25 protein-coding genes and 1 pseudogene are annotated in these 21,225 nt (G+C 41.3%); 18 read left to right on the forward strand and 8 right to left on the reverse strand.

The features are described 5' to 3' along the window. Both ABWK04_00955 and ABWK04_00960 read right to left on the reverse strand, forming a co-directional pair. The coding region (locus tag ABWK04_00955; GenBank protein ID MEZ0360454.1) for a TrpB-like pyridoxal-phosphate dependent enzyme at positions 1–358 on the reverse strand (358 nt) is incomplete at its 3' end. Beyond that, positions 312–725, reverse strand: coding sequence for a helix-turn-helix domain-containing protein (locus tag ABWK04_00960; protein MEZ0360455.1), 414 nt, complete (start codon positions 723–725; stop codon positions 312–314). The genes ABWK04_00955 and ABWK04_00960, both read right to left, overlap by 47 nt. Before the next feature lie 105 nt (positions 726–830). On the opposite strand from ABWK04_00960, the gene namA reads away from it, so the two are divergent. From namA to ABWK04_00995, 7 genes and pseudogenes are all read left to right on the forward strand, one after another. Further along, the gene (gene namA, locus ABWK04_00965; GenBank protein MEZ0360456.1) at positions 831–1,886 is read left to right on the forward strand and encodes an NADPH dehydrogenase NamA; all 1,056 of its coding nucleotides are present in this window, start codon (positions 831–833) and stop codon (positions 1,884–1,886) included. Positions 1,887–1,900: 14 nt separating this feature from the next. After that, complete coding sequence (locus ABWK04_00970; protein MEZ0360457.1) at positions 1,901–2,359, forward strand: (2Fe-2S)-binding protein; 459 nt, start codon at positions 1,901–1,903, stop codon at positions 2,357–2,359. Further along, a complete protein-coding gene (locus tag ABWK04_00975; GenBank protein ID MEZ0360458.1) occupies positions 2,356–4,473 on the forward strand; it encodes a xanthine dehydrogenase family protein molybdopterin-binding subunit in 2,118 nt (705 codons plus the stop codon). Before ABWK04_00970 ends, ABWK04_00975 begins: the two co-directional genes overlap by 4 nt. Positions 4,474–4,486: 13 nt before the next feature. Further along, the gene (locus ABWK04_00980; GenBank protein ID MEZ0360459.1) at positions 4,487–5,482 is read left to right on the forward strand and encodes an aldo/keto reductase; all 996 of its coding nucleotides are present in this window, start codon (positions 4,487–4,489) and stop codon (positions 5,480–5,482) included. A 6-nt stretch (positions 5,483–5,488) separates the two neighbouring features. Next, positions 5,489–5,882 (forward strand): annotated as a pseudogene (locus ABWK04_00985) (PaaI family thioesterase). Between the two features lies 1 nt (position 5,883). After that, entirely contained in the window at positions 5,884–6,504 is a 621-nt protein-coding gene (locus tag ABWK04_00990) for a nitroreductase family protein (GenBank protein MEZ0360460.1), read from the forward strand. After that, entirely contained in the window at positions 6,501–7,247 is a 747-nt protein-coding gene (locus tag ABWK04_00995) for a sulfite exporter TauE/SafE family protein (protein MEZ0360461.1), read from the forward strand. The genes ABWK04_00990 and ABWK04_00995 overlap by 4 nt, the downstream gene beginning before the upstream one ends. Before the next feature lie 11 nt (positions 7,248–7,258). Here ABWK04_00995 and ABWK04_01000 read toward each other — a convergent pair whose 3' ends face one another. The 6 genes from ABWK04_01000 to cysS form a co-directional block, all read right to left on the reverse strand. Further along, a complete protein-coding gene (locus ABWK04_01000; GenBank protein ID MEZ0360462.1) occupies positions 7,259–7,813 on the reverse strand; it encodes a GGDEF domain-containing protein in 555 nt (184 codons plus the stop codon). 174 nt (positions 7,814–7,987) lie between these two features. Next, the gene (locus tag ABWK04_01005) at positions 7,988–8,710 is read right to left on the reverse strand and encodes a GGDEF domain-containing protein (protein ID MEZ0360463.1); all 723 of its coding nucleotides are present in this window, start codon (positions 8,708–8,710) and stop codon (positions 7,988–7,990) included. Further along, positions 8,700–8,933, reverse strand: coding sequence for a hypothetical protein (locus tag ABWK04_01010; protein MEZ0360464.1), 234 nt, complete (start codon positions 8,931–8,933; stop codon positions 8,700–8,702). Before ABWK04_01010 ends, ABWK04_01005 begins: the two co-directional genes overlap by 11 nt. Continuing rightward, positions 8,881–9,954, reverse strand: a complete 1,074-nt coding sequence (locus ABWK04_01015) for a histidinol-phosphatase (protein ID MEZ0360465.1) — start codon at positions 9,952–9,954, stop codon at positions 8,881–8,883. Before ABWK04_01015 ends, ABWK04_01010 begins: the two co-directional genes overlap by 53 nt. Next, positions 9,951–11,135: a tryptophan--tRNA ligase gene (gene trpS / locus ABWK04_01020; protein MEZ0360466.1), complete on the reverse strand. Its 1,185-nt coding sequence runs from the start codon at positions 11,133–11,135 to the stop codon at positions 9,951–9,953. Before trpS ends, ABWK04_01015 begins: the two co-directional genes overlap by 4 nt. Further along, positions 11,132–12,604, reverse strand: coding sequence for a cysteine--tRNA ligase (cysS, locus tag ABWK04_01025; GenBank protein MEZ0360467.1), 1,473 nt, complete (start codon positions 12,602–12,604; stop codon positions 11,132–11,134). Before cysS ends, trpS begins: the two co-directional genes overlap by 4 nt. A 42-nt stretch (positions 12,605–12,646) precedes the next feature. On the opposite strand from cysS, the gene proC reads away from it, so the two are divergent. From proC to ABWK04_01080, 11 genes are all read left to right on the forward strand, one after another. Further along, positions 12,647–13,423, forward strand: coding sequence for a pyrroline-5-carboxylate reductase (proC, locus tag ABWK04_01030; GenBank protein MEZ0360468.1), 777 nt, complete (start codon positions 12,647–12,649; stop codon positions 13,421–13,423). Further along, on the forward strand, positions 13,381–14,001 hold the full coding sequence (locus ABWK04_01035) for a laccase domain-containing protein (protein MEZ0360469.1): 621 nt from the start codon (positions 13,381–13,383) through the stop codon (positions 13,999–14,001). Before proC ends, ABWK04_01035 begins: the two co-directional genes overlap by 43 nt. Positions 14,002–14,051: 50 nt before the next feature. Further along, positions 14,052–14,948 (forward strand): cation diffusion facilitator family transporter, encoded by an 897-nt coding sequence (locus ABWK04_01040; protein MEZ0360470.1) that lies wholly within the window; start codon positions 14,052–14,054, stop codon positions 14,946–14,948. 124 nt (positions 14,949–15,072) lie between these two features. After that, positions 15,073–15,411 carry a P-II family nitrogen regulator gene (locus ABWK04_01045; protein MEZ0360471.1) on the forward strand — a complete coding sequence of 113 codons (339 nt, stop codon included), beginning with the start codon at positions 15,073–15,075 and terminating at the stop codon, positions 15,409–15,411. 22 nt (positions 15,412–15,433) lie between these two features. Further along, on the forward strand, positions 15,434–16,843 hold the full coding sequence (gene glnA, locus ABWK04_01050; GenBank protein ID MEZ0360472.1) for a type I glutamate--ammonia ligase: 1,410 nt from the start codon (positions 15,434–15,436) through the stop codon (positions 16,841–16,843). A 56-nt stretch (positions 16,844–16,899) separates the two neighbouring features. Then, positions 16,900–18,177 carry an ammonium transporter gene (locus tag ABWK04_01055; GenBank protein MEZ0360473.1) on the forward strand — a complete coding sequence of 426 codons (1,278 nt, stop codon included), beginning with the start codon at positions 16,900–16,902 and terminating at the stop codon, positions 18,175–18,177. Between the two features lie 66 nt (positions 18,178–18,243). After that, positions 18,244–19,302 carry a porin gene (locus tag ABWK04_01060; protein ID MEZ0360474.1) on the forward strand — a complete coding sequence of 353 codons (1,059 nt, stop codon included), beginning with the start codon at positions 18,244–18,246 and terminating at the stop codon, positions 19,300–19,302. 135 nt (positions 19,303–19,437) lie between these two features. Further along, positions 19,438–19,713, forward strand: coding sequence for a hypothetical protein (locus tag ABWK04_01065; protein MEZ0360475.1), 276 nt, complete (start codon positions 19,438–19,440; stop codon positions 19,711–19,713). Positions 19,714–19,716: 3 nt separating this feature from the next. Further along, positions 19,717–19,845 (forward strand): hypothetical protein, encoded by a 129-nt coding sequence (locus tag ABWK04_01070; protein MEZ0360476.1) that lies wholly within the window; start codon positions 19,717–19,719, stop codon positions 19,843–19,845. A 69-nt stretch (positions 19,846–19,914) separates the two neighbouring features. After that, entirely contained in the window at positions 19,915–20,589 is a 675-nt protein-coding gene (locus ABWK04_01075) for a cytochrome c (protein ID MEZ0360477.1), read from the forward strand. Positions 20,590–20,601: 12 nt separating this feature from the next. After that, a partial coding sequence (locus ABWK04_01080; protein ID MEZ0360478.1) for a cbb3-type cytochrome c oxidase subunit I occupies positions 20,602–21,225 on the forward strand: 624 nt, incomplete at its 3' end.

A 21,225-nucleotide genomic window follows, 5' to 3' on the forward strand; every position in this document is an offset into this window, starting at 1 on the left:
TGTAATAGGCTTGAGCTACAGCAGTGTTTGGTTTGTGGCTTCCCGGCGGTGATACACTCTCATTTTTGTAAAAGATCTTTGCAGGTGTTTGAAGGTACTCTTCCAGATTTCTCGCTCTATGAAGAGGTGTAGGTCTCCACAAAGAGTAAACTTTGAGGACATCCTCAGGCACATTTATCCACTCTTCATCGGAAACTTCCTGCTCCACTATAGGTTCGGGAAATATGGCGAGAAGCTTTTCCGGATTTACTGGCTTACCAGTTTGGGGATCAATAGGGGGATCTAAAGGTCTTGGAAGGTATGGAGTAATGTTAAACCAGCTTTTGGGTATCTCCTCCTCCGATAGCAAAATCTTCATCCTTTACCTCCTCATCTCCATTATATAACAATCTCGCTTCACAGCTTGAACTTACGCTCTTACCTTTTTTCTCCACGTATAGAGTACCCCAACTGTGGAGAGAAAGAAGTACATTCCTTAGCTCTTTGCCTATGGGTGTGAGAGCATACTCAACCTTTGGAGGCACTTGAGGATAAAGTATCCTGTTTATTATGCCATCCTGCTCAAGTTCCCTAAGCTGTTTGGTAAGCATCCTCTGGGTTATGCCCTTTATGGATCTCATAAGCTGAGAGAACCTTTTTGGTCCATCCATAAGCTCTTTGATGATCAGAAACTTCCACTTTCCTCCTATTACGCTAAGTGTCACTTCAATGGGACACTCGCTCATAATACACCTCCTATAGTTACCTTTTTGTAAGTATATCACAAAATTGTAAGTACTTGACAAAAGATAATTAAAGGGTAAAATGGCTATAAGCGAGGAGGTAAAAAAATGAGCGTCTTTTCTCAGCTCACCATTCGCGGTGTTACTCTAAAGAATAGGATAGTTGTATCACCTATGTGCATGTACTCTTCGGAAGATGGTTTTTCTAATGAGTGGCATCTGGTTCATTTAGGCTCAAGAGCTGTGGGTGGTGCTGGGCTTATATTTACCGAGGCTACAGCGGTAGAACCAAGAGGCAGGATCTCCCCTGTTGATCTTGGTATTTACAAGGACGAGCATGTAGAAGGACTCAAAAGGATAGTGGATTTTTGCCATAACTTTGGATCTAAAGTAGGAGTGCAGCTCGCTCATGCAGGCAGAAAGGCTGAGGACTATGCACCATGGGAAAGAGATGAAAGGAAAGTGAAAGGTTCAAAACACGCAATAGCACCAAGCCCTATACCTTACGGTAAAGATTGGCATGTGCCAAAGGAGATGAACGAGGAAGATATACAGAGCGTGCAAAAAGCCTTTGAAGAGGCTGCAAAGAGAGCAGTCTCTGCAGGCTTTGATATCATTGAAGTTCATGCTGCACACGGTTATCTCATTCACGAATTCCTCTCTCCTCTTTCTAACAGGAGAAGCGATATATACGGAGGAAGCTTAGAAAACAGAGAAAGATTTTTGGTAGAGATAGTGCGAAAGATAAGGAAAGTAATACCTGACAGCATGCCACTCTTTGTAAGACTTTCATGCGTTGATCACGTGGAAGGTGGCTGGAACTTAGAAGATAGCATACATTTGGCGAAAAGGTTAAAAGATGAGGGCTGTGATGTGATAGATTGCTCCTCGGGAGGTATAGTGGAGGATGAGAAAGTTCAGGCATACCCGAGCTTTCAAGTGCCTTACGCTGAAAGGATAAAAAAGGAGGTTGGTATAATGACGATGAGCGTAGGTTTAATAACAACTTACGAGCAGGCTGAAGACATAATAGACAACTCAAGGGCTGATCTCGTGGCAATGGCAAGGGAATTTTTGAGAGATCCCTACCTACCCATGAGGTGGGCAAAAGCTCATGGAATAAAGCCTCAAGTCCCAAGACAGTATATAAGAGCGTGGTTATAAGGAGGTAATGGATCATGTTTGAACTGTATGTTAATGGTAAGCAGTATAAGGTTGACGCAGATGAAAAAACCCCCCTTCTGTGGGTTATAAGGGAACATATTGGGCTTACAGGAACAAAATTTGGCTGTGGAAAGGGTATATGCGGTGCATGCAGTGTGCTTTTGGAAGGAAATCCTATCAGATCCTGTATAACACCTGTCAGCTCAGCTCACAAAAAGAGAATAACCACCATAGAAGGCATACCCTCCAGCCATCCCATCAAGAGAGCATGGATAGAGCTTGAAGTTCCTCAATGTGGTTACTGTCAGCCTGGACAGATAGTGGAAGCTTACGCTCTTTTAAAGAGAAATCCCAGAGCAAGTACGGAAGAAATCGTCTCCGTGATGTCCTCCCACCTTTGTAGGTGTGGGACTTATGGGAGAATACTAAAAGCTGTACAAAGAGCGCAAAAACTTATGGGGGTCAAATCATGATAGATAGGAGAGAGTTTTTAAAAGTGGGCAGTTTAGGTATAGGTATCTTTCTGATACCTAATGGCTTTAGGCTTTTAAAGGCATCCGAAGTTTCACAACTTCAGCCAGTTCTTTGGGCAAGCATAACAAAGGATAATTACCTGACTTTACTTATAAACAAATCAGAAATGGGTCAGGGTGTATATACAGGTCTTGCCATGATAGTAGCTGACGAACTTGACTTTCCATGGAAAAGGGTGAAAGTGCGATCAGCTCCTGCGGGTAACGTTTATATAGATAAAAAGATGGGCGCACAGCTCACAGGTGGTAGTACGAGCGTGAGGAACATGTATGAATTTTTACGGCTTTTGGGAGCATCTATGAAAGACATGCTCCTTACGAGCGCCTCAAAAGAGTGGAAAGTACCTAAGGATAAGCTTGTTGCACATGCCGGATATATCACTGATGGAAAAAAGAAATTGAGCTACGGTGAACTTTGGGAAAAGGCTATTAAACTGCCTGTACCAAAGAACCCCAAACTGAAAGATCCTTCCGAATTTGTGTATATAGGTAAAGGAGTTCCGAGGATAGACACGCCTGATAAAGTGGAAGGTAAAGCTGTATTCGGTATAGATGTGAGAGTCAAAGACATGGTTTACGCTGTAGTAGAGAGACCCCCCTATTTTGGTGCTAAGGTAAAATCTTACGATGCATCATTGACAAAGCAGCTAAGCGGTGTTCTTGATGTATTCCCCGTATCTTCTGGTGTGGCTGTATGTGCAAAAACCTTTGAGTCTGCGCTTTCTGGAAGGGAGAAGCTGCGTGTAGAGTGGACACAGAGTCCTTTAGACGGCTTTGATGATGATAAACTATACAGTTACTATCTTGAAATGCTCAAAAAGAGTGGAGCGATTGCAAGGAGAGATGGTGACCCCGAAGGGAAACTCGCTAGCTCAGGTATAAAAGTGGAATCCCTTTATGTGCTTCCTTATCTGTATCATGCCACTATGGAGCCTATGGCTTGTGTAGCTGACGTAAGGGATGATAGATGTATCGTATACGCACCTATTCAAGCTCAAACGTGGGCTTTAAAAGTAGCGAAGGAAGTCACCGGTTTACCTGAGGACAAAATAGAGGTTTATACCACGTATCTTGGAGGAGGATTCGGTAGAAAATCCAATGTAGAATTTGTAAAGGAAGCTGTGGAGATATCAAGAAGGATCAAAAAACCTGTAAAGCTCATATACACAAGGGAAGATGATGCAAAATCTGGTTGGTACAGACCTATGAATGCTACACTACTCAAGGGAGCGATTGACAAAAATGGTAAACTGATAGCCCTTTATCATAAAATAGCCGTTCCCGCCGTATTTGAGTGGGCTGGAAGACCTTCAAAAATAGACAGAGCAGCTGTGGAAGGTATAGAGAATATGTTTTACGATATACCTAACGTGCATGTAGAATTTGTTAAGGTTGATTTACCTATTCCTGTATGGTTTTGGAGGTCCGTAGGAAGTACGCATAATGCCTTTACACTTGAAACGTTCATTGATAGGCTTGCCAGAGCTGGTAAAAGAGATCCAGTAGATCTGAGACTTGAAATGCTAAAAAATCATGAAAGGGCGCAGAAAGTTATAGAAGTTGTAGCTCAAAAGGCAGGATGGGGCAAAAAACCCAAATACGGAGAAGCTATGGGTATGGCTTATCACTTTTCCTTTGGCAGTCATGTAGCGCAGGTAGTGGAAGTTTCACTTAATAAAGAAACGGGACAGGTAAAGGTGCATAGAGTAGTATGCGCAATAGACATTGGTCCCGTTGTTGTCCATCCCGATCTACTCATCTCACAAGTGGAGAGTGCTATAAATATGGGACTTAGCGCCGCGCTCAAAGAAAGAGTTAGCTTTTCAAAGAAAGGACCTCAGAGCCTCAACTTTGACACTTACCCACTTCTTACTATGGCTGAATCTCCGCAGGTGGAAGTTCACATAGTTAAAGGGGAAGGTCCGATGGGAGGAGTTGGTGAACCAGGGCTTCCTCCTGTAGCTCCTGCAGTTGCTAACGCACTACTTTGGGGATACGGTATAGAAGTTAATAGACTTCCTATGACACCTGAGTATGTAAAGAGCCTTCTCTGAGGAGGAATGGTATATGGTTGAATACGTGAGTATACCAAAAACGGATATTAAAGTATCCAGAGTGGGCATAGGTACATGGGCGATAGGGGGGTGGATGTGGGGTGGTACAGACACAGAAAACGCAATAAAAGCACTTTTGAGAGCTTTTGATATGGGATTGAATCTTGTAGATACAGCACCGGTTTACGGATTTGGACTTTCAGAGGAGATAGTTGGTAAGGCTATAAAGGAATATGGAAAAAGGGATAAGGTGGTAATAGCCACAAAAGTCGGATTAGAGTGGACCCCTGACGGTAAGGTATGTAGAAACGCGAGTAAAGGTAGGATATTTAAAGAGCTTGAGGAATCCCTTAAGAGGCTTAGGACGGATTACATAGATATATACCAGGTGCATTGGCCTGACCCTAAAGTACCTTTTGAGGAAACAGCTGAAGCCATGCTCAAGCTTTACGAAGATGGAAAAATAAGAGCTATAGGCGTAAGCAATTACTCTCCTAAACAGATGGATGTTTTTAAGAGCATTGCGCCCCTTCACGTATGTCAACCACCTTACAATCTCTTTGAGAGAGATATAGAAAAAGATGTTTTACCCTACTGCGAACGAGAGGGTATACTTATGTTATTTTATGGAGCTATATGCAGAGGGCTTCTCAGCGGAAAGATAAATAAAAAAACGATGTTTGAAGGTGATGACCTCAGAAAAATAGATCCCAAGTTTCAGGAACCTCTCTTTTCTCAGTATCTGTCTACTGTGGAAGAACTTGATAAGTTTGCAAGAGAGAGATATAGTAAGCGTGTAATACACCTTGCTGTTAGGTGGCTTTTAGATAAAAGCCAGCTTGGTGTAGCTTTATGGGGTATTAGAAGATCTCAGCAGTTGGATGATATACCTGCAGTCTTTGGATGGAGGATCACATCACAGGACATGCAACTGATAGACGAGATACTTAAAAGCCATATTAAACAGGCTGTAGGACCTGAGTTTATGGCACCTCCTGTAACTTGCTGACATACCATGATAGAGGTGAAACTGCCTTTTTTGGAGCATATAGGTGCTGCTTTGGAGGAACTTTCTCAAGAGTGTGCGGTTCTTACCATAGATACTCAGAAGTATCATCTTCAGCATCTTGGTTTTGTTCACGGTGGAGTGATCTCCAGCCTCGCGGACAATACTGGCTGGTATGCGGTTATAGCAAACCTACCTGAGAATAAGACAGCGGTAACAATTGAAATCAAGATAAACTACCTAAAACCTGCAAAGGAAGGCAAATTGAAAGCTATAGGAAGAGTCGTAAAGATGGGCAAAAGGGTCGCCTTTGCTGTGGTTGAACTATACTCTAAAGAGGATCTCGTGGCATATGCCACGGGAACTTATGCCATACTTGATTACAATCTTTGAGGAGGTATGACATGAAGGAATGTCTCAAACTCATAAGTGAGAGAAGATCTATAACCTTCTTTGATCCTACAAGAGATGTGCCTGATGAGATCATAAAAGAGATACTTGAGATCTCATCTACCGCACCTTCCGGATACAACATACAGCCATGGGAAGTTATAGTGGTCAAAGATAAAGAAAAAAAGAAGCAACTCAAGGATATATGCTACGGACAGCAGAAAGTTGAAGATGCTTCAGCAAACATAGTATTTATAGCAAACACAAGAGCGGGCTTTGAACACGTGGATAAAGTACTGGACAGTTGGATAGATTTAGGCTATATCCCTGCGGAAAATAGAGATGCACTGAGAGAAAGAATACTTGAAGGATGGAAGGATAAAGAAAAAGCTAAAAGGAAAGCTATAAGAGATACAGCATTCTTTTGTATGACGGTTATGATAACCGCAAGAGCTTATGGTCTTGAAACTCATGCAATGGAAGGATTTGATGAAGACAAGCTCAAAGAATTTCTCAACATAGACAGAGAGAAAATAGTCCCGGTTGTTCTTGCTATAGGTTACAAGCATCCTCAGAAACATCTCCTTCCGAGGGCATATAGATTCAAGTTTGAGGAATTTGGGAAAATTATATGATCGATCATATTGCGATTTTCATAGCCTCCTTTTTAGCCGGTGCAACTAATGCTGTTGCAGGGGGAGGTACACTTATCACTTTCCCTACCTTAGTTTGGCTTGGAGTGGATCCTGTATCTGCAAATATAACAAACACGGTATCTTTGTGGATCGGCTCTTTTACAGGAGCTTTAGGCTTTAGAAAACAGATAAAGTATGGCAAAAAATATCTCAAAGTACTACTTACACCTTCCTTATTAGGAAGCCTCGTAGGTGCTTACCTGCTCGTAAATACACCCTCAAATACTTTTAAACTCCTTGTCCCTTTTCTGATTCTCTTCGCTACAATACTGCTTGCTCTGAATGATCGGTTAGTGGCATATACCAAACAATGTTTAGAGGGTAACTCTCCAATTTCCGTATTTTTCATACAATTCTTTACATCTCTGTATGGAGGCTATTTCGGCGCAGGTATAGGTATAATCATGCTTGCATCTTTTGGCATGTTGGGGATTGCTGACATACATGTAGCTAACGGCATAAAAAATATCTTAGGTATGCTCATAAACGGCATAGCTTCAGGTTACTTTCTCTTCAGTGGTCATGTAATATGGAAGTATGCGCTTTTGATGATGTTGGGTTTTGCTTTAGGAGGTTATGCAGGTGCAAAAATATCCCTTAAGTTTGAGAGAAAAAAAGTTAAGCTTTTTGTGATACTTTGGGGGCTTTTCCTCTCATTCCTCTTTTTTGTATCACTATTTTGATATAAGAGTTTTCATCGCAAACCCCTCTTCATCTCTTTATAAACAATTTTTGCCTTATACATGCTTTTGTCTGCTTCCTGTATTAACTCGTCTAAAGTGTGCCCATGCTCAGGATAACATGCATAACCTATACTTAAGGTTATCTTAAATGTGCCAATACTGTAACTCACGTTGTGATACAATCTGTATATAATCTCAAGTACCTCACCGCACGGAGTTTCAGGAAGAATTGCGACAAATTCATCCCCTCCCCATCTTGAGACTATATCGCAATCTCTCAAATTATCTTTTATCTTTGAAGCCGTTATCTTCAAAGCGTGATCTCCCAAATAATGCCCATATGTATCATTTATCATCTTGAAATCATTCAAATCCATGAAAAGGATAACAAACTTTTTCCCAAATCTGCCAGCTTTTTTAATTTCTTCTTTTAAATATTCCTCAAAGAAACGTCTTGAATAAACTCCTGTAATAGGATCTTTTATCGTAGCCTTCCTTTTAGACAGTCTGTTTATCTTATATCCTTGAAGTAGTAAAAGCAGTGAGAATATGGTGTATGTAAGCATATTAATATAAATGATACCGTGTTCTAGCCAAAGCCCTATGAGAGAAAAACCACAGATGAGAACTATAAAGGATCTTGTAAAAAAAGCAAATGTTATCAATAAAAATCCTAATACAATATACAAAACTTGTTCGTACTCCATCCTCCGCACGTCCCCTTTTTTAAGTAAACTATATCAGCTCGTTTCACCTTTTTCGTATAGTTTTTTATCTTCATACATACGTATACTTGCTATTCTGATAAGCTGGTCCAGATCATTCCCATCCTTGGGGTAAAAGGCATATCCTATATTTGCTTTTACAAAAATATCACCCACATTAAAGGTAAGATAGGCTCTTAGCCTATCTATAACTGAGTTTATTTTATCCTCATTAACATCTTTCATAACTATGAGAAATTCATCACCTCCGTACCTTACAACAAAGTCATCGGATCTTACATGTCTCTTGAGTCTTTTACCCATTTCTGCCAAAACTTGATCCCCTGTGGCATGACCGTAAGTGTCGTTGATCTTTTTAAAATTGTATAGGTCCACAAAAAGTACGCAGTAATTTACACCCAGCCTTTCGTAATTTTTAAGCTCTCTTTTTAATACGTCCTCCAAAAATGTTCTGTTACTGACCTGTGTAAGTGTATCAGTATAAGCCTTGTTTTTGAGGGATCTCATAGTTTTGGTCAGAGACACACCGTAAAAGAAAGCTATGGAAAGTAGCAGGTAACTGTAAAAGAGCAATAAAAGACCGACAGGTTTATTATTGAAAAAACCAGTAACCGCCTGGAGCATAAAAGAAACGCTGAATATGGCAGAGAGTCGTTTTGTCACACTATTTTTAAAAGCGACAGTTAAGGATGCAAAAAGCACAGCAAATCCTATAGCCAGATATTGATCATAAGTCATCTATATCCTCCCCCTTCAAAAGCCTCTGTGCATAATTCATAACGGTTAAGACCATAAACCACAATGCATGATGATCCGTCTCGTTAAAGTCTTCTTTTACGTAGAGACTACCATCTTCTCTCTCAACTATCTTTACATACTCAAAAGCCCTCTCTGCAAGAGCTTTATTTTTAACTTTTCTGAGGATCCTCTCCTTTATGTCCTCCGGTAAAGGCTTTTCCATATTTCCTCACCTCAAGCGCGGTTATAAAGAGGGGACTAAGTCCTAAATATAATTTCCCTATTCTAAAAAGGTACTTGTATGCGTATAGAACGTATGTATCATCATTCAACTCGACATGAGCATAACTACCTTCGAAGGATGTTTTGCGATTTCCTTCTACGATGATAAGGGAGTTTTCGTAAGGTGTCTGAATATAAACTTTTTTATCCTCAACCCATATAAATGATGGCTTAGGATAAAAGGAGATCAGAGATAAATTTCTCTTTATGGCATTAACGAAGTCTTTACCGTGATCTATTTCCCTATCCGAAAGTAGAAAATTTCTCATTAGCAAAAAAGAGAATCTGTAACTTGGAAAAAGAAAGCGCATTCCTACCTCCCTTATATATATTTTAACATGGTGATCAAGCCCACCCATCACTGGATTTTTCCATCCATCTTTCAAATAAGCCTTAGCATAGCTATCTACATCTATAACCTTACGCAAAAGTGTTACGGACTTTTCTTTAAGGATAGGGTAGGAGAAAATTGTAGGCAGTAGAAACAAAAAGAATCTAAATTTATCCTCAAGTAAAGCATCTTTGAGATTTATTATCTCAACTAAAAGATCCTCATCTTTAGCTAACTTCCATCTGTACTTTTCCTTGAAAGGATGGGCTACAACCCTTAAATTTTCTACACTGATTATATCTCCAAGAATATTTCCCTTTTCATCGGTTATCTTTTTCTCTATGCCAACAATTACCTTGGGATCATGGCATATTTGCTTTATGGCATCTGTGTCGTGATCTGTCACTATAGCGTAATCTATATCCTCCAACCGCATGCTTCTTATCACATCTTCTGGCTTACCTAAAGAGTCGTAGGAAAACTGCGTATGTATGTGAAACTGGTAAGAGTAAATGTAAAAATCAGGTAGCCAATATGTAGGCTTTACTTTATGAGTTTTTACCCATTTGAATGGATAGAGGATCAGATACGCTACATACAGGAGAAGGATGACAAATAAAATCAGCATCATTTGAGATTCATTTTTTCCCTAACTTCTTCAAGTGTTTTTGAAGCAATGTTCCTTGCTTTCTCAGAACCTTCGTCAAATATATCCTCTAAATGTTTCATGTCCTTTCTTAAATTCTCTCTTTTCTCTCTTATGGGTTCAAGAACCTTCTCAAGCCCTTCAAACATGATCCTCTTACATTCTACACAGCCAAGCTTTCCACTTCTACAATCCCTTTCTATCTCAAGAACCTTTTCATCTTGGGTAAAGAGTTTATGATACATAAATACGGGGCATATCTCGGGTCTTCCTGGGTCTCCCTTCCTGAGTTTTTGGGGATCTGTGAAGAATCTCATAACTTTTTGTTCAACCTCGTTCTTACTGTCCGCAAAGTATATGGCGTTGTTGTAAGACTTACTCATCTTTCTACCATCTATACCCACGAGTTTGGGAGTTTCTGTAAGGAGCGCTTCCGGTTCTGGAAAGGTATCACCGTAAAGGTAGTTAAACCTTCTGGCTATTTCTCTGGTTAGCTCTATGTGGGGAAGCTGATCCTCACCTACCGGTACTGCGTTAGCTTTGTATATTAGTATGTCAACCGCTTGAAGTACGGGGTAACCTAAAAAACCGTATGTGTCAGTATCGTAAAAGTCCCTTTTGGACACATTAAGCTCTTTGAGCATTTCACTTTCCAAGTATCCATCAAAGACCGCTTTCACGAAAGATTCGGACACCTCATCAAGGATAAGTTCTTCAAGTGCCTCAAAATCTTCAACTTTATAAGGTAGCTTTGATACAAACTCTTTTACGAGATCCCTCATACCTCCTCTGAACTGTATCTCCATGTCGGATATCTTCAGAAGGTTATATTTCATATCCTTGTATGTGGGGTTCCACTCAAGCCAGCTTTTCGGTGTTATCATGCTAAACAGCAGAAAGAGTTCTGCATGCTCTTTCACCTTAGATTGTATGAAGAGTATACTCTTTTTTGGATCAAGACCTAAAGCAACCCAGTCAAGCATAACTTCCTTTATGTTTTCTTGAAGCTCGGAGGTTTTTTTGTATGCGGTAGTTAAAGCATGCCAGTCAGCTACAAAGAAGAGGGTTTCGTGCTTGTCCTGAAGGCTTACCCAGTTTTTTATAACCCCAAAATAATGCCCAAGGTGTAGTTTTCCAGTAGGTCTCATACCGCTAAGCACTCTCATAACTTCCTCCACTTGGTTCCAGCTGGTGTGTCTTCAAGCGTTATACCCAATTCTTTTAACTTATCTCTTATGTAGTCCGCTATCTTAAAAACCTTCTCCATCCTTGCCATGTTTCTCACCTCTATGAGAAGCTCTATTAAACTCGCATCTATCACTTGTCCAGCCTCAAGCTCTCTTTTGACGATTTCCTTTACAGGTCTCTCTGGATATAGATCTTCAAAAAGTCCAAATATACCCTTTGTATGTTTGAGTATGGAATTAACTGCAAACTCATAAGCTTCTAAATCTTGGCTGTTTAGCCTTTTTTCGGAAAGTGCTTTATTCTTTATTTTACCAAGCTCACTTACGAGATTAAACATACGTGACAAAGCTGAAGGTGTATTAAAGTCATCGCTCAGGTCTTCAAAAAAGGCTTCTTCCGCCTCCTTCACCTTATCGTATAGCTGGCTTGAAGTTTTGCCTTCTACAATCTCAAGATTTTTTAGGGTTTCAAGGTCCTCTATAGCGTGCCTTATCCTTTCGTAAGCTCTCTTAGTTTCATCCATCTTCTCCCAAGAAAAGTCAAGAGGACTCCTGTAGTGTGTAAATAGGACGAGAAGTCTGAGAATATCCGGATGATACTTGCTGTACACTTCTTTGAGCGTTATATAATTCCCTAAGGACTTGGACATCTTTTGCCCACCAACGGTAACGAGTCCATTGTGCATCCAGTATCTGGAAAATGGTTTACCTGTAAGAGCCTCGGCTTGAGCCATTTCGTTCTCGTGATGAGGAAAGACTAAATCTAAACCTCCACCGTGTATATCTATGGTTTCTCCGAGATGTTTGAAGATCATAGCCACACACTCAGTATGCCATCCCGGTCTTCCTAACCCCCAGGGACTTTCCCATGCAGGTTCGCCTGCTTTTGCAGACTTCCACAGTGCAAAATCAAGTGGATCTTTCTTCTTTTCTGATGGTTCTATCCTTGCTCCGACCTCAAGTTCCTCTGTGCTTCTTTTGGATAGCTTTCCGTAATCGGGGAACGCTTTCACAGAAAAGTAAACATCGCCTCCCGATTCGTAAGCAACCCCCTTTTTTATGAGGTTTTCTATTATTTCTACTATCTCCTTTATATGTTCAGTTACTCTCGGCTCCACATCCGCAGGCTTGACCCTTATATTTTCCATATCTACATAGTAGCTGGCTATGTATCTGTTGGCTACTGTCATAAAGTCCACACCTTCCTCCCTTGCTCTATTTATAATTTTGTCATCCACATCAGTGAAGTTCCTTACGAACTTTACCCTGTAGCCTAGATGCTCCAAATACCTCCTGAATACATCAAAAACTATGAGACTTCTGCCGTGACCCACATGAGAATCATCATAAACCGTCACTCCGCATGTGTATATAAACACCTTGGGGGGATTTAGTGGGACGAACTCTTCAAGCTTACCGCTCAGGGTGTTGTATATCCTCAAGCTCATAGATATATTCTATCCGAATTGTGTAATATAATGCCTTCTACTATGAGGGTTGGAATTATCGGTTATGGTAACATGGGAAGTAGCTTCGCAAAAGGATTGAAAGAAAAAGCTCTGCAGGTAATAGTGTACGATACAAACGAAGAAAAGATGAAAAGAGCGGCGGAGGAAGGTTTTGGTGTTGCAAAAGATCTGAAGTTTTTGGTAGATGAGTCTAAATTTGTACTCCTTGCCGTGAAACCTAAGGATGCGATGGCAGTACTGGAAAGGCTTAAAGATACTTTAAAGGATAAAATCCTTGTCAGCATAGTTGCAGGTCTATCTCTAAACAGTATAGAAAAGTTTATAGGTAAAAAAAAGATAGTGAGGGCCATGCCTAATATAAATGTGGCTGTTCAAAAGGGCGCCATAGCATACATCTGCAGTCCGGAAGTTAAAGATCAGGAAAAGGAAGAGTTCAAGGATCTTTTCTCATCGTGTGGTAGTCTGTACGAAATAGGTGAGGAACTTATAGATGCTTTTACGGCTTTGGCAGGTTCGGGACCAGCCTTTGTCTTTAAGTTTATCTCTGCTCTGATAACTGCAGGTATAAGGGAAGGCTTTTCTTACGAGATGTCCAAAAGTATAGTGCTTGATACTGTTTTGGGTAGCTGTGAAATCTTAAAGAGGTTTGAAGGTCATCCCGAAGAGTGGATAATCAAAGTAGCATCTCCAGGCGGAACTACCGTTGAAGGTATAAAGGTACTTGAAGATAGAGCTTTTTCCGGTATACTGATAGAATGTGTACACAAAGCATTGGAGAAAGCGAAGAAGCTAACCTGATATTTTTTCTACGGGTGGGCAATGCGATTGTAGGTGTAAAGTTTTGTGAGGGTAAAGAGAAGATCTTTACTTTAAAACAGACGCACTCAAACAAGGTATATGTGTTTGAAAAACTCACGAATGGTGAGGTAGAGGGGGATGCTATAATTACACAACTCAAAGGTGTGAGGATTGGAGTAAAAACAGCTGACTGTGCACCTATAGCTCTTTTGGGGCATTTTACCGTAGGGGTGATACATGCAGGCTGGAAAGGTCTAAAAGAAGGGATAATTGAAGAGGCAGTAGAGGTCTTTAAAAGTTTTGAACCCTTAAAAAATGTTGTAGCTTTTGTAGGTCCTTCGGCGAAAGCTTGCTGTTATCAAGTGGAGGCATGGTTTAAGGACCTTTTTTCCTATATCCACTACAAGAGCGGTTCTTTCTTTTTGGATATACAAGAGGAAGCCGTTTTGAGACTAAAAAAATCCGGCATACACAAATTTGTGAAACTTAACGTGTGTACTATCTGTAACGCCAAGTACCCATCTTACAGGAGAGACAAAAGTAAAGATAGGATAATTACCTACGTGTATATAAAGTGAATGATCTCCTTCACCTAAGAAAAGTCTTAGGAGAGATATTTTATAATTTCATGGAGAAGTCCTTTTGCAAACACAAGCACGTATTTCACACACCTAAGAAAAAAACGGAAGGTAGGATGCTCCTCGTATTTGTAATGACGCTGATCTTCATGGTCGTTGAAGTTATTGCGGGATACATTTTTGGTTCTGTTGCTCTATTTGCTGATGGTATACATATGGGTACTCATGCGGTAGCTTTCGGTATAGCTCTGGGTGCTTATATACTTGCGAGAAAGTGGTCAAAGGATGTTAGCTTCTCTTTTGGCACATGGAAGGTGGAGGTTCTTGGAGCATACACTAGTGCGGTTATACTAAGCGTTATGGCTTTCTCTGTACTTGAGGAAGCCGTAATGAAGTTTATAAGGAAAGAGAATATAAGATATGAAGAGGCTCTTTTGGTTGCTTTTGCAGGACTTTTTGTCAACCTTATGAGCGCCTTTATCCTATCACATGAAGAGCATCACGATCACGACCTTAATCTGAGCGCTGCGTACTTTCACGTACTTGCTGATGCGCTTACCTCCTTTTTAGCTATAGGTGCTTTGTTGGGAGGTAAGTATCTGGGTATGTGGTATTTGGATCCTCTTTCGGGTATAGCTGGTTTTTTTGTAATCATCAGCTGGTCGTATGGTCTTGTAAGGGATACATCCAAAATACTCCTTGATAGGGAAATGTCATCACCTATAGTTCAAGAACTTATAAAAAGGATAGAGGAAGATAAAATAAGCAAAGTTCATGACATACACTTACTCAGGATACACCACGATAAGTATGCGTGTATACTTAGCATAACTACAAGCGAGGAGCGCTCTGTAGAAGATTATCTGAAGCTCATTGAAGGTGTAGACAATATAGTTCACACAACTATTGAGATAAGGTACTGCCCGGAAAGCGAGTTAACATATTAGCAAAAATGTAAACAATTTTACATACAGAAGGTATAGCTTTGCTCCAAAAAGGTAATAAAATAAAGCTTCTGCGAAGGGTGTGTTTTGGCACGCTCTTTGCAAAAATAGAAAAAGGAGGTTGAGCATGAAGAAGGTGGAAGCTATAATCAAGCCTTTCAAACTGGACGAGGTAAAAGATGCCCTTGTAGAGCTTGGTATAGGTGGAATGACGGTCACAGAAGTGCGCGGCTTTGGTCAGCAAAAGGGACACACGGAAATTTATAGGGGTACCGAGTACGTAATTGATTTTTTGCCCAAAGTGAAGATCGAGGTAGTAGTAAAAGATGAGGATGTAGAAAAGGTGATAGAAACCATAGCTAAAACCGCTCAAACGGGTAGGGTGGGAGACGGAAAGATCTTCGTAATACCCATTGAGGAGGTAGTCCGTATAAGGACAGGAGAAAGAGGTGAGCAAGCAATATGAAATTCTATAAAGGAGGTCAACCATGCCCAAATATTCACCAGCAGAGGTTTTAAACCTCATTGAGCAGGAAGGTATCCAGTACGTGGATCTGAGGTTTTCGGATCCCTTTGGTCAGTGGCAACACTTGACCATACCAGCCTATGAGCTGTCTTTAGACACCTTTGAGAACGGAAGAGGCTTTGACGGATCTTCCATAAGGGGTTGGCAGTCCATTCACGAATCGGATATGCTCGCCTTTCCCGATGCTTCTACAGCCTTCATAGATCCCTTTATAGAACCAAAGACTCTTGTAATGATATGTGACATATACGATCCAATAACGAGAGAGCGCTACGGAAGGGACACACGCTACATAGCTCAAAAAGCTGAGCAGTACCTAAAGCAAACAGGTATAGGAGATACAGCTTACTATGGACCAGAAGCTGAGTTCTTTATATTTGACTCTGTGGAATTTGGAACATCTGCCAATTACGCCTTCTGGAAGATAGATTCGGAGGAAGGTTGGTGGAACAGGGAAATAACTTCTTCGGGCTACAAGATACCCCACAAAAGGGGATACTTTCCGGCGCCACCCCTTGACAAGGTTCACCATCTGAGGAACGAAATGGTATCCATAATGTCCCAGCTTGGCATAGTGGTGGAGCTTCACCACCATGAGGTTGCCACCGCAGGACAAGGTGAGATAGACATTCGCTATGACTCTCTTGTGAACCAAGCTGACAAGCTCTTTATATATAAGTATGTAGTGAGGATGGTAGCACACAAGTATGGAAAGTATGCCACCTTTATGCCAAAGGTACTCCCCAACGATAACGGATCTGGTATGCACACGCACTTTTCCATATGGAAGGAGGGGCAGAATCTCTTTGCAGGATCTGAGTATGCTGGAGTATCCGAAACGTGTCTTTACGCCATAGGAGGTATTTTAAAGCACGGACCAGCGCTTACCGCTTTTACAAACCCCACCATAAATTCCTATCACAGACTAGTTCCGGGGTTTGAAGCTCCTGTAAGGCTGGCTTACTCGGCAAGGAACAGATCCGCAGGTATAAGGATCCCTATGTATTCTCAATCTCCAAAAGCAAAGAGGATTGAAATACGCTTCCCAGATCCTACGTGTAACCCTTATCTTGCTTTTTCTGCCATACTTATGGCAGCGATTGATGGTATAGAAAACCGCATCCATCCCGGAGAACCCTTTGATAAAGATATATACTCACTGCCTCCAGAGGAACTTAAAGATATCCCACAGCTACCAGGTTCGTTGGATGAAGCTCTAAAAGCTCTTGAGAGAGATTACGAGTTTCTTCTCAAAGGCGGTGTTTTTACCGAAGAGTTCATACAACTCTGGATAGAATCAAAACGTAAGGAGATAGACGAGATAAGGTTCATACCTCATCCTAAGGAATTTGAGCTTTATTTTGACGTTTAAGCGATTAAAAAAAGGTAGCCCCGCCCTCTGAAGGGTGGGGCGAAGGAGGAACGAAGATGCGTCGCGTAGGAAGTATTATACCATTGCTTCTCATCAGCCTATCCTTTGCACAAGAAACACAGCCTAAGCTTGATACTGGTGACACTGCATGGATGATCGTAGCTACAGCTTTTGTTATGCTTATGACTCTGCCGGGACTTGCCATATTTTACGGAGGTATGGCAAAGAGGAAGGACACACTTAACACTATAGCCATGTCTTTTGTAACATACTGTATTGTATCTGTGTTATGGGTACTGTACGGCTACAGTCTCGCCTTCAATACTGACATAAACGGTATCATAGGAAGTCCTTCTAAGATCCTTCTTCAAGGTGTGGATGTTAAAAGTCTTCAAGGAACCATACCCGAGTTTATCTTTGTAGTCTTCCAGCTTACCTTTGCAGCAATAACAGTAGCTCTCATAAGTGGTTCTTATATAGAGAGGATCAGGTTTTCCGCATGGGTGATTTTCAGCATCCTCTGGATGAGTCTGGTTTACGTCCCAATAGCCCACTGGGTATGGGGTGGAGGATTTTTAGCGAAGCTCGGTGCTTTGGATTTTGCTGGTGGTACTGTGGTTCATATAAATGCGGGTATTGCGGGACTTGTAGGTGCGTTACTTTTAGGCAGAAGAAAGGATATAAGTCTTATTCCAAGTAATCTGCCTATGGTAGTCATAGGTGCTGGTTTACTTTGGTTTGGATGGTTTGGCTTTAACGCAGGTTCTGCAGTAGCTTCCAATGGTCTTGCTGCCGCAGCCTTTCTGAATACCAACACGGCGACTGCAATGGCAGCTCTTTCCTGGATGCTTACCGAATGGTTACATGCTAAGAAGCCTACCTTGCTTGGACTTGCATCAGGCGCTGTTGCTGGTTTAGTTGCCATAACGCCAGCGGCAGGTTTCGTAAACGTGATAGGTGCGATCGTCATAGGTATACTGGCAGGTGTGATTCCCTACTTTATGGTTGCCGTAGTGAAACACAAACTGGGTTACGATGATGCTCTTGATGTGTTTGGTATTCACGGTATTGCAGGTATACTGGGAGCCATACTCACTGGGGTATTTGCGGATCCTTCTATAAACGAGGCAGGAAAGGGTTTACTTTACGGTAATCCCGGACAAGTGATTATACAGCTCGCTGCAGTTGGTACCACTATACTTTACGATGCTGTATTAACCTTCATAATCCTTGTAGTTGTAAAGATTTTGGTGGGTTTGAAAGTAAAAGAAGAGGAGGAGATAGTTGGATTGGACAGGTCTCAGCACGGTGAAAATGCTTACAACGTGACCTAAAGGCAAGCCTTTAGGTCCTTCCTGCTCCTTTTTTTAGGGAATTAAAAATCAAAGGAGGTATATATCATGAAAAGGTCAGTTTTTCTGCTCAGTACCTTAGGAGGCTTTAGCATCGCTAATGCCTTAGAGTTGAAGACGGACTTCTTAGGCACCCTCAACATAGGCGGGTCTATAACAGGTTACGGAATTTACACCAACAACAAAGTTGGAGCCGACAAAAAGACAAGATACGATATTGGTTCTGCGATCCTCACCATATCCAAATCTGCAGATCCTATAGGTTTTACCATTATGGGAGGAGCTTACTCCACGCCTGTAGTAGGTGTAGGAATACTAAAGACAAGCGAGTATACGGATCTTTTCAGCGCATTGCCTGTCGCTTATCTTGAGTTTGCTCCAGTCAAAGGTCTTTCACTTCAAGTCGGTAAACTTCCCACCATCATAGGTTACGAATCAGCTTTTACATACCTTAACAACTACATCCAAAGAGGTCTCATATGGAACATGCAACCTGTTATAAACAACGGTGTGAGACTCACATACACTTCTGAGCTGTTCTTTTTAAAAATGGGTGTAAACGATGGCTTTTATACTCTCAGCACAACACATGCCAAACCAGCTATTGAAGCGAGCTTTGGAATCACGCCTGTGAAAGATGGTTCTATATCTTTCAACATGCTCTTGCCAGATAAAAATGCCAGACCTAATTCTACCGCAGTTCCAGCAAACAAAAGGGAGTTCAACGTTGTTGCAAGCTACACCCTAAATAAACTTTCACTTGGAGCCGATCTTATGTACGTGGAAGCCCCAAAAAGCAGCGAAGCAGGTGTGCCAGAAAAGGCAAAGGCAAGCGGTGGCTGTATTCATTTCTCTTATGACCTTAAACCTTTTAAAGTTTCAGGAAGAGTTGAGTACGTAAAAGATAATTCGGATAGTGGTGGTATTGATTTGGTAGGACTCGGTGATGGTAACAAGGGCTGGACTTTTACGCTGACACCTGCTTACACGAAAGGACCTCTTTTTGTAAGGGGAGAGATATCTTACGTAAAGGCTGATAAGCCCTTTACGGTAAACAGCAAGAAGAACCAAACCAGATTCGGCGTGGAGGCAGGATTTATCTTCTGAATTTTACCCCTTTTTTGGGGCTACATTTTAAGTATGAGTTTGAAGGCTGTACTCTTGGATATTGATAGTGTGCTTTGTAAAGGGATGAAGTTATAGAAGGTACTTTGCAGGCTCTTACAAACCTTTACAACAAGAATACTTTCCAGAAAGCTCTTTGAAAGACTCAAAAACCTGGGTTTTGATGTAAAAGAAGATGAGGTTTTCACCGCATTAAGGGTTACTAAGGAGTTTTTGTTAAGAAGAAGGGCGAGTGCGTATCTTTTGACCACTGACGAGGTAAAAGAAGAATTTACTGAGCTTGAGACTTACCCAGTTGAGTATGTAGTGATTGCGGATGCGCATACAAACTTCACATATCATAACCTGAATACGGAAGATCTTGAACTCATGGCGGTTGCTCCAAACAGGTAATTTATGGACAAAGATGGAAAACTCTTCCTTGATGCAGGATCTTTTGTCAAAGCTCTTGAATACGCAGGCGGTAAGACAGCTACAGTTATCGGAATCAAGGGTGCATTGGTTAAAGGAGGACGGCTAACTTGACAAAGATATAAAGGGGTCATAAATTTATTAATAGATAGTTGGTAAGTAAATACTTACAGGAGGTGAATCATGAATGTAGGGTGGCTGGAGGTAGTAATTGCAACCTTGTTCATCTCCATAGTTGTGAGCCTTATATTAGCACGTGGACGTCACTGGCTTGAACCTGGCTTTTGGAAAGTTACCGCTATCATAACAAGTAGCGTAATGGCTGCAACCTTAGTTATACTCACCGTTGACACATCAAGGAAGATAAGTATGGGCAGTAAGAGGGTACCTTCACCTTCAGTTATCAATAGGGAAATAGGTTACGTTTACAATGCAGAGAGGATGGCTATGGAACCAGTTTTTGGTAAAGAGGTGGGTCTATTCGGTAAGATATGGAGCGAAGAGGATGCTGAAAAACTCGTAACTAAAGGTAAGCTTGTTATACAAAGCAGAAACTGTATGGATTGCCACACGTTGCTTGGAAACGGAGCTTACTACGCACCTGATCTTACAAAGGCTTGGCTTGATCCCAAGTGGGAGAAACAGCTCATGCCAATGACTGGTGCCAAAACCAAGGAAGAAGCTATAAGAGTCTTTTTGATGAACCCCGATAAATATCCTACCTGGGTGAGGAGAATGCCTAATCTGAAGTTATCTGAAGATGAAGCAACGGCGGTAGTCGCTTATCTTAAGTGGATGTCCGCTATAGATACAAACGGCTTTCCTGCCAATTTCCCAGAAGTTAAAGTATCACAGTGAGGAGGTCTTATCATGGAAAGACTTTACGAATCTCAAAAGCTGGCTCTTTGGTACTTTTGGACAGCTATAGCACTCTTTGGTGCTCAACTGCTCTTTGGACTCATAGCTGCATACCAATTTATTAATCCCGATTTTCTCTACGGAACGCTCAATTTTATGACAAACAGGATGATGCATATAAACGCTATGGTGATCTGGCTTCTGATGGGTTTTTTGGGAGGTATTTATTGGTTTTTACCCATTGAGACGCAAAGGGAAGTGGTGGGTATAAAACTTGGAAAGCTCGCTTACTTTGCTTTTGTGATAGCGGTTGCCATAGTTGTGCTGGTCTATCTTCTAAAGCAGTTTGGTAAAGGAGACCTTTTTACTCTGTGGTTTATAACTGAAGGGAGAGAGTACATAGAAGCGCCCAGATGGGCAGACATAAGCATAGTTGCCGTTGCCATGATAGTTGCCTATAACGTGATAGCTACAACTCTGGCAAGTAAGAGAATAACAGGCATTTTGGGAGTTCTTATCGTTGACCTTGCCTTTCTCTTTGGTCTTTACCTTGCTGGCATGTTCTTCACACCAAACATATCTGTTGATCAATTTTGGTGGTGGTGGGTTGTTCATCTTTGGGTTGAAGCTACGTGG

Source organism: Hydrogenobacter sp. (genome assembly GCA_041287335.1).
Lineage (GTDB): Bacteria > Aquificota > Aquificia > Aquificales > Aquificaceae > Hydrogenobacter.

Excerpts from the sequence above, each read along its gene's own strand:
- ABWK04_01005 (MEZ0360463.1), bottom strand. The coding sequence starts at position 8,710 with ATGACTTATGATCAATATCTGGCTATAGGATTTGCTGTGCTTTTTGCA.
- ABWK04_01060 (MEZ0360474.1), top strand. The coding sequence starts at position 18,244 with ATGAAAAGGTCAGTTTTTCTGCTCAGTACCTTAGGAGGCTTTAGCATC.
- ABWK04_00970 (MEZ0360457.1), top strand. The coding sequence starts at position 1,901 with ATGTTTGAACTGTATGTTAATGGTAAGCAGTATAAGGTTGACGCAGAT.
- ABWK04_01075 (MEZ0360477.1), top strand. The coding sequence starts at position 19,915 with ATGAATGTAGGGTGGCTGGAGGTAGTAATTGCAACCTTGTTCATCTCC.
- ABWK04_00975 (MEZ0360458.1), top strand. The coding sequence starts at position 2,356 with ATGATAGATAGGAGAGAGTTTTTAAAAGTGGGCAGTTTAGGTATAGGT.
- ABWK04_00980 (MEZ0360459.1), top strand. The coding sequence starts at position 4,487 with ATGGTTGAATACGTGAGTATACCAAAAACGGATATTAAAGTATCCAGA.
- namA (MEZ0360456.1), top strand. The coding sequence starts at position 831 with ATGAGCGTCTTTTCTCAGCTCACCATTCGCGGTGTTACTCTAAAGAAT.
- ABWK04_01000 (MEZ0360462.1), bottom strand. The coding sequence starts at position 7,813 with ATGCTTACATACACCATATTCTCACTGCTTTTACTACTTCAAGGATAT.
- ABWK04_01015 (MEZ0360465.1), bottom strand. The coding sequence starts at position 9,954 with ATGATGCTGATTTTATTTGTCATCCTTCTCCTGTATGTAGCGTATCTG.
- cysS (MEZ0360467.1), bottom strand. The coding sequence starts at position 12,604 with ATGAGCTTGAGGATATACAACACCCTGAGCGGTAAGCTTGAAGAGTTC.
- trpS (MEZ0360466.1), bottom strand. The coding sequence starts at position 11,135 with ATGAGAGTGCTTAGCGGTATGAGACCTACTGGAAAACTACACCTTGGG.
- ABWK04_01045 (MEZ0360471.1), top strand. The coding sequence starts at position 15,073 with ATGAAGAAGGTGGAAGCTATAATCAAGCCTTTCAAACTGGACGAGGTA.
- ABWK04_00990 (MEZ0360460.1), top strand. The coding sequence starts at position 5,884 with ATGAAGGAATGTCTCAAACTCATAAGTGAGAGAAGATCTATAACCTTC.
- ABWK04_01035 (MEZ0360469.1), top strand. The coding sequence starts at position 13,381 with ATGTGTACACAAAGCATTGGAGAAAGCGAAGAAGCTAACCTGATATTT.
- proC (MEZ0360468.1), top strand. The coding sequence starts at position 12,647 with ATGAGGGTTGGAATTATCGGTTATGGTAACATGGGAAGTAGCTTCGCA.
- ABWK04_01070 (MEZ0360476.1), top strand. The coding sequence starts at position 19,717 with ATGGACAAAGATGGAAAACTCTTCCTTGATGCAGGATCTTTTGTCAAA.
- ABWK04_01055 (MEZ0360473.1), top strand. The coding sequence starts at position 16,900 with ATGCGTCGCGTAGGAAGTATTATACCATTGCTTCTCATCAGCCTATCC.
- ABWK04_00960 (MEZ0360455.1), bottom strand. The coding sequence starts at position 725 with ATGAGCGAGTGTCCCATTGAAGTGACACTTAGCGTAATAGGAGGAAAG.
- ABWK04_00995 (MEZ0360461.1), top strand. The coding sequence starts at position 6,501 with ATGATCGATCATATTGCGATTTTCATAGCCTCCTTTTTAGCCGGTGCA.
- ABWK04_01040 (MEZ0360470.1), top strand. The coding sequence starts at position 14,052 with ATGGAGAAGTCCTTTTGCAAACACAAGCACGTATTTCACACACCTAAG.
- ABWK04_01010 (MEZ0360464.1), bottom strand. The coding sequence starts at position 8,933 with ATGGAAAAGCCTTTACCGGAGGACATAAAGGAGAGGATCCTCAGAAAA.
- glnA (MEZ0360472.1), top strand. The coding sequence starts at position 15,434 with ATGCCCAAATATTCACCAGCAGAGGTTTTAAACCTCATTGAGCAGGAA.